Origin of the sequence: Brevibacterium sp. SIMBA_078 (assembly GCF_046534565.1) — a bacterium.
Taxonomy (GTDB): Bacteria; Actinomycetota; Actinomycetes; order Actinomycetales; family Brevibacteriaceae; genus Brevibacterium.
The window spans coordinates 1-487 of record NZ_JAWRYQ010000024.1 but is presented as its reverse complement, the minus strand read 5'-3'; the positions used below and the strand labels follow the sequence as shown (position 1 = coordinate 487).

The window sequence follows — 487 nt, the reverse complement described above, 5'->3', positions numbered from 1 at the left end:
CTCTTACAATCAAAATAACCATATTTTTTATAATCGAGATCATGTTTTTTACATGCAGCATCTAGTAAACCTTTTGTTGGACCACCGCCATAACCAGGACCACACCAATTACCCCAAACAGGAAGTGATATTTTAGTTGTTATACGGTCACTATCAACTGAATTATTGTAGAACTTAAAATAAGAATTACTGAAGTCATTAAACGCTTTACCTTGATCTAAGAGTTCTTCTGATTTTCCATCTAGTCTAGCCTGATCAACATCAAAGTAAAGCTTTCCATGTTCATTAGAACTTATATAATTAAACATCTCTTTAAGAATTTCATCGTCTAGCATATCAATGTCCAAACCTTCAAGTTCTTTTAAATTACTAGCTGCAGAAACCCGTTCACCACCAAAATTAGAAAAACCAAGTAAAACAGACAAAATCATCATAACACTCAAAATTTTACGCATACAATAGCTCCTTATAATCAATTTATACAACA

General features: G+C 32.0%; 1 pseudogene. It reads right to left on the bottom strand.

The window, feature by feature from the left end:
* Positions 1–455: pseudogene (locus tag SB749_RS18695) on the bottom strand (hypothetical protein); the annotation flags it as partial.
* Between the last annotated feature and the right edge of the window lie 32 nt (positions 456–487).